Source organism: Anaerolineae bacterium (genome assembly GCA_016931895.1).
GTDB lineage: Bacteria > Chloroflexota > Anaerolineae > 4572-78 > J111 > JAFGNV01.
On record JAFGDY010000066.1, the window covers coordinates 1 to 6,334 of the forward strand.

Genomic DNA, 6,334 nt, shown 5'->3' on the forward strand with positions numbered 1-6,334 from the left:
CACCCCCAGGTGATAAATCCCACCCGGCATAGACCAATAAATGGGCCATTGATAGTGCTGCACCAAATCTATCTCTGCTTGCCGAGAGACAGGTTGGGCCAAATCAATATCCGGGCTGTTCTTCACCTGTTCCTTGGTTAAATCTACGGGAAATACATGAGACTGCCAATCCGGCCGGCCAAGCGCCAGACGATTGACGAGGACCCGGCGTCCCGGCAGCCACTTGCCGGTATCTACCACCAGGTAGCGCACCGTCCATTGGTCGTCGTCAAAGTATAGGTCCACCACCAGGCCAACTTCACCATCTTTGGCCTGGAGGGTATAATTTTTTAATTCTTTCACGCTTCGCAACATGGTCGGATATCCTTTCTGTTTCTTCAATTATTCTTTCGTTCTTGGTACCCTTCGTTTATCGGCGTCGAAGGATCATATTCGGGGCTATTTTTGATGGTTTCCCGAGCCAGATCAACGTGAACCTGTTGCCCCGGCCACGACACCTCCTCTATCCACGATGGCGAGATCAATACTTTTTTACCCGGTAGCCAGTTTCGCGTGCCTATCACCAGGTAATCAATCTCCCATCGTTGATCGTCAATAATAAAATCTTCCACATGGCCCACTACGCCATCTCTGGCCCACAGGTGGTAGCCGGTCACTTCGGTGGCGCTGCGTAAATGCGAATCGGTCTGATCGTCTTCCGGCCGGCCTTCTTGATTTTTGGGCTGGGCGGCCATTTTGCGGGTTTGTTGGGCCGCCAGCAGCCTACCCGGAGTCCAGTAAATGGGCCAGTGATAATAGGCCCGCATTTCTGCTTCCTGGCGGCGAGAGATGGGTCTGGTGGTATCAACCGCCGGGCTTTGTTTCACTTGGGCCTGGGATAACTTTACCGGAAAAAGACGCCGCGCCCAATCGGGTTGGGTCAGGGCTTCGGGAGAGAGCAACACATCTTGCCTGGACAGCCAGGGGTCGGTATCAACCACCAAATAACGAATGATCCAGTTTTCGTCATCAAAATAAAAATCTTTCACCGTGCCTACCGGACCGTCCGGGGCTTGAACCGTGTACTCTTTTAACTTATCAGCAGATCTTAGCATTGGTTTAACGCTTTCTGGAAAAACTATCTGTTTTAGGAGGCAGGATGAAACGGTTGAGGTTCACGGGTTTGCATAAGTCTTTTGAGAGATTTCAGATTGTCCCTGATGCCTTTTTTAAGGCCGATGGCCAAGACAGGTTTGGCAATTCTACCCAAGCCATTGATTTGAATTTCGGCAACCAGGGTCAAAGAGGTGCCCTCATCAACTCTGGCAAAGCGATAGTGATACACAAACGGCGTAGGCCCTGAAACAGTTTTGATAGAGAACTTTGTATGTGGCTCGTAGGCAATCACCTCAAAAGTATTTTCGACCCGCCCTTGCGGCAGGTTGCGCATCATCCAAAATTGCGTGCCAACTCCCAGCGGACCAGCAGATATCTTTTCAACCTTAAAAACTGCCGATTTCCACTTTGACATATTTTCGGCGTTAGCCACAAAATAGAAGACCTCTTCAACTGATCGGTCAATCAGAGTTTTTTCTTCAAGCGTTATCATCATCAGTCTCCTTGTTAAGGCTTTGGTAAATGTTTTTCCTTTGTTAAGCCTAAAACTCCAGACCAGGTTTTGTTTGTTATTGCGCGCAGTCTGCGCAAGGTATAACGGCTAGCAAAATTTCTAACCGTTCGGGATTAATTGGTTTTCCACAATTTTCACAAATTCCATAAACGCCTTTGTTTACCGGCTCAAGGGGGTGGGATACGCCTCGTCAATCAGTTGGGCTGGAACCGTAATTTAATTGGTTGAGAAACAAAACATCCTGTTCAACAGCTTTGACCAAATCACGCGGGCTGGTAACAATACCCAACAGAGCGCGGAAGATGTAAAATTTGTTATGATGCAAGCTCAAGCTGATTACTTTAACATTCGGCATTTCCATGAGAATACGCATTATCGTTGCCGCAGAATCATTGGGCGGGCCATTGGTATCAATGATGACAATATCCGGTTGTAACCCTTTAATCTGTTCAATTCCCTGGGTCACTCCTGTTGCCTGCCCGGCAATATCAACCACGGTTTCTTCACGCAGTAGATTTTCCAAGCCTTGCCCAAATATGGCGTGATCGGAAATGATAAATACCGATGTCATCGTCCCAGTCTCCTCATTTTTAGGTTTTCTCTCCGCAACTTTCCAGACATGCTTAGATACACTTCTATTATATCGTTTCTCACCTCGGCTCACCCATACTAAATTGGGCGATTTTTGAACCGAAAAACGAGCTATCTTTGTCTCACCCAGATGGAATTTATCATTGGCGCTCCTTACTCGATTGGGCGAAGGAGATGTTAAATTTTCCACTAACCTTGATATTTTTTTATAACCCACTTGAGCAATCCCTAATTACCCATTGTCCTGCCCACCTGAGTGAGATTAATAAGCACGCCATGCTACCACCAGAGCTAGACAGAAAAAACTGGCGTAGGGTGCAAAAAGCTCGTCCATAAAGATACGAGGAAAAGTTTGAACTGATCAGGGTTCTTCGAACAAAGAAATCTCCACCCCGCCGGAATAAATGATGACATCCCGGCTGTAACGCCGGCCGTCAATGATAATCTCGCCAAACTGGTAATGTTCAATCTTCGGCACACCCATTAAACACCTCCTCATACCCCAACAGTCAGGCCAACCGAGTCAAATTTCGCAGTGTCTGAGCATCGGTCACGGCCTGACCATTGGCGTCATTGTTTGAGATTGGGGTAGCTTCGGCAAATAGAAGACGCCCCGCCAGTGGGGATAAACCCACCCCGAGGTGCCGATGTAACAATGGACGTTTATCAGTTATTTACGCCTGCTTGATTTCGAATTTCCCAGCTATCTTCAAGGTGATTGGAGAACCACACCTCCAGATACTTCAAGCGGGGTTCAGTTTCGACTCCGCCCCCGCTCACCGTGGCATAACTCGCGTAGACCAGCCGCAAGCCAAAATCCTCATGACCTCCGCAAACTAGCAGCAAAGGTTATTAAGGTAAATTTAAGTGCGTTGACAACGAGAAGTGAGGGTGATAAAATGGCGACGAGCACGATTGTCAGATACTTTCCGCATTATGCAGCACCCGCAAACCAATATCAATCGTCTGATCTTTCTTTAGTCAGAATTCAGAGAGGAAACATATGAAACACAAAGTTTGGGTTGGATACGATTTAATGCCGGAACCGTTGGCTTTGCTTGAGGCAGAAACAGAAACTATCCATAGCACAAACCCGGCCGATCTGGCGGACGTGGCCGGGGTTGTTTTGGGTGTTGAGCCAATGGCTGACGGCGCATTTATGGATCAGGCCGGAGATGGTCTCAAGGTGATTGCCCGGCACGGCATTGGTGTGGATAATGTTGACCTCGATGCCGCCACAGAACGAGGCATTTTGGTGGTCAACACGCCCGATGCGCCCACCGAGTCGACCGCCGAGCATGCCGTTGCCCTATTGCTGGCCCTGGCTAAACAGGTGACTGCCGGCGATAGGAATCTGCGCGGGACAGCGAATATTCCCCACAACCGGTTACAGGGCACGGAGGTGCGAGGCCGGACGTTGGGCGTGGTTGGTTTTGGTCGCATTGGCCGCCGGGTGGCCGAAATCTGTAGGCAAGGGCTGCAAATGCAGGTTGTTGCTTTTGACCCGTACATCAACCGGAGCCAGGCTGAAGCAATGAGGGTGGTGGCAGTAGATAGCCTGGAGGTACTGCTGGATCAGGCCGATTTTGTTACGTTACATCCCGCTTTCACCCCTGAAACGCGACATTTGATTGGTGCGCCGGAATTGCAGCGAATGAAATCAACGGCTTTTTTGATCAATGTCAGCCGTGGGCCGGTGGTTGATGAAATTGCTTTGATCGAGGCTTTGGAAGCCGGACAACTGGCCGGCGCAGCGATGGATGTTTTTGACCCTGAACCACCAGCACCCGACAATCCCCTTTTTCAGATGTCCAATGTAGTGGCTACGCCGCACATTTCCTCATTTACTGATTTGGGCCGTGAGGCAATGAGTCAAGGCGCAGTGGAACAGCTTTTGCAGGTTTTGCGGGGTGAACGGCCACCATTCCTGGTAAACCCGGAGGCCTGGCCAGGGCGAGCCGTATAGAGAGGAACCAATGAAAATTGCTGCATTTCCTAAATGCTATCTGGATGAAATTGCTCATCACCGCACAATGACCGTGTTTGAATGGATTGAAATGGCCCGGCAGTTGGATGCCGACGGGCTGGAAATGTACGAAGGATTTTTACTCAGCCTGGATGACGCTTACCTTAACCGGGTAGGGGAAGCTATCCGGCAGGCCGGCTTTGCCATGCCGATGATGTGCTGCTCCCCGGATTTCACCAATCCAAATCCTGGTGCCCGAAAACAGGCTTTGGCGCGAGAAGCCGAAATGATTCGGGTAACCCGACACTTGGGTGGCCCACATTCCTTCTGCCGGGTATTGACCGGCCAACGTTATCCGGAAGTCAGCCGGGCACAGGGTATAGCCTGGGTGGCCGAAGCAATTGAACAACTTCTCCCGGTGGCACGGGAATACGAGGTAGTGTTGGCTTTGGAGAACCATTACAAGGACGGTCATTGGAAATATCCTGAATTTGCTCAAAAACAGGATGTTTTTCTTGACGTATTGACGGCTATCCCAGAGCGGGAATATTTTGGAGTGCAGTACGACCCGTCGAATGCGATTGTGGCCGGTGATGACCCCATCGAATTATTGCGGGTAGTGGCGGAGCGGGTGGTGACAATGCACGCCAGCGACCGCTATCTGGCAGAAGGAACAACTTTAGAAGAGTTGCGCCAGAGTGATGGCACGCTTGGCTATTCACCCAATCTCCGGCACGGAGTTGTAGGAAAAGGCTTAAATGATTACGAGGCGATCTTTGGTATTCTGGCCGAAACAGGCTATGAAGGTTGGGTCAGCATTGAAGATGGCATGAACGGCATGGCCGAAATGCAGGCATCAATTGAGTTCCTTCAGCAAATGCGGGACAAATATTTTCCAACATCGAGGCGGATAAGATGAAAGCATTAGTTAAGTTTGGTCGTCAGGATGGCGACATCGAGATTCGAGATATTCCAAAACCGGTCATGGGACCTGGTCAAGTCATGATTGAGGTGAAAGCAGTCGGCGTTTGCGGCAGCGATATTCACCTTTGGCACGAAAACCAAAGTTGGAAAATTAAGCTACCGCTGGTGATGGGCCATGAATTTAGTGGCGTAGTTGGCGAGGTAGGGGAACAAGTTAATGGTTTTAAGGTCGGTGATCGAGTGGTTTGTGAAACAGCGGCTTCGGTTTGTGGCCAATGTGTCTATTGTGTAACCGGGAATTATAATCAGTGTCCCCATCGCCAAGGATACGGCGCTTTGGTTGATGGCGCGTTCACCGAATATGTGGCAGCGCGACCTCAGATATTGCATCACATTCCTGATAATGTCTCTTTTGAAGAAGCGGCTTTGACCGAACCAATCTGCGTGGCCTACAATGCCCTGGTAGAAAAATCAACGGTCAAGCCGGGTGATTTGGTGGTCATCCAGGGGCCTGGCCCGATTGGCATTATGGCATTGCTGATGGCTCGGTTGAGTGGATCTGGCACAATAATTATGCTGGGCACAACCGCCGATGCGCCGCGATTGGCCGTGGCTAAAGAGGTAGGCGCTCATTATGCCTTGAATGTGCAGAAGGAAAATCCTCTGGCCCTAATTCGTTCATTGGGCGATGGCTTTGGCGCAGATGTTGTTGTTGATTGCACAGGCGTCAGCCGGGCGCTACAACAATCCCTGGAGTTGGTTCGTCCTAATGGTCGTATCATCAAGATTGGTTGGGGGCCTGAACCTCTGGATTTTAGTCTGGACCCTCTGGTAGGCAAAGGCGTTACTCTGCAAGGATCATTTAGCCACACTTACACTCATTGGGAACGGGTCTTAACTTTGCTGTCAGCGGGCCACATTAATCTCGGGCCTATCATTGGTGGCGTTTATCCTTTACAACAATGGCAAGAAGCCTTTACCAAAATGGAGAAAGGAGAGAACGTCAAATCGGTGCTGGTGGTGGAACCTCCACCCCGTAAGGCGCAAAAACCTCGTCCATATGGATAGTACAACGCTCCTCGGCATAGTCAAATCTGACCCGTTTTATCCTCTATTCCGCTGTGCCCAATGCTTCCATGACTGCTTTCGGATTTCTCGCTGCTACTTGTAATAACGCTCGTGCCGCCCCTGCTCCCAATTCTGAAGTGTACCAACACTGACGCCGATCATATAGGCAAACTCAC

Annotated in this window: 8 protein-coding genes; 3 read left to right on the top strand and 5 right to left on the bottom strand. The window is 49.9% G+C overall.

All coding sequences use genetic code 11. The features are described from left to right. From JW953_05305 to JW953_05325, 5 genes are all read right to left on the bottom strand, one after another. On the bottom strand, positions 1-354 hold a 354-nt coding region (locus JW953_05305; GenBank protein MBN1992099.1), incomplete at its 3' end, for a PRC-barrel domain-containing protein. A gap of 23 nt (positions 355-377) precedes the next feature. After that, a complete protein-coding gene (locus tag JW953_05310; GenBank protein MBN1992100.1) occupies positions 378-1,094 on the bottom strand; it encodes a PRC-barrel domain containing protein in 717 nt (238 codons plus the stop codon). A gap of 32 nt (positions 1,095-1,126) precedes the next feature. Then, positions 1,127-1,591, bottom strand: coding sequence for an SRPBCC family protein (locus JW953_05315; GenBank protein ID MBN1992101.1), 465 nt, complete (start codon positions 1,589-1,591; stop codon positions 1,127-1,129). Between the two features lie 73 nt (positions 1,592-1,664). Continuing rightward, a complete protein-coding gene (locus JW953_05320) occupies positions 1,665-1,751 on the bottom strand; it encodes a TraR/DksA C4-type zinc finger protein (GenBank protein MBN1992102.1) in 87 nt (28 codons plus the stop codon). Between the two features lie 48 nt (positions 1,752-1,799). After that, complete coding sequence (locus tag JW953_05325; GenBank protein MBN1992103.1) at positions 1,800-2,417, bottom strand: response regulator transcription factor; 618 nt, start codon at positions 2,415-2,417, stop codon at positions 1,800-1,802. A 786-nt stretch (positions 2,418-3,203) separates the two neighbouring features. Here JW953_05325 and JW953_05330 point away from each other — a divergent pair. The 3 genes from JW953_05330 to JW953_05340 are packed head-to-tail and all read left to right on the top strand — an operon-like array spanning position 3,204 to position 6,158. Further along, positions 3,204-4,166 (top strand): hydroxyacid dehydrogenase, encoded by a 963-nt coding sequence (locus JW953_05330; protein MBN1992104.1) that lies wholly within the window; start codon positions 3,204-3,206, stop codon positions 4,164-4,166. A 10-nt stretch (positions 4,167-4,176) separates the two neighbouring features. Next, positions 4,177-5,085, top strand: coding sequence for a sugar phosphate isomerase/epimerase (locus JW953_05335; protein ID MBN1992105.1), 909 nt, complete (start codon positions 4,177-4,179; stop codon positions 5,083-5,085). Continuing rightward, positions 5,082-6,158, top strand: coding sequence for a zinc-binding dehydrogenase (locus JW953_05340; protein ID MBN1992106.1), 1,077 nt, complete (start codon positions 5,082-5,084; stop codon positions 6,156-6,158). The genes JW953_05335 and JW953_05340 overlap by 4 nt, the downstream gene beginning before the upstream one ends. Positions 6,159-6,334 lie beyond the last annotated feature (176 nt).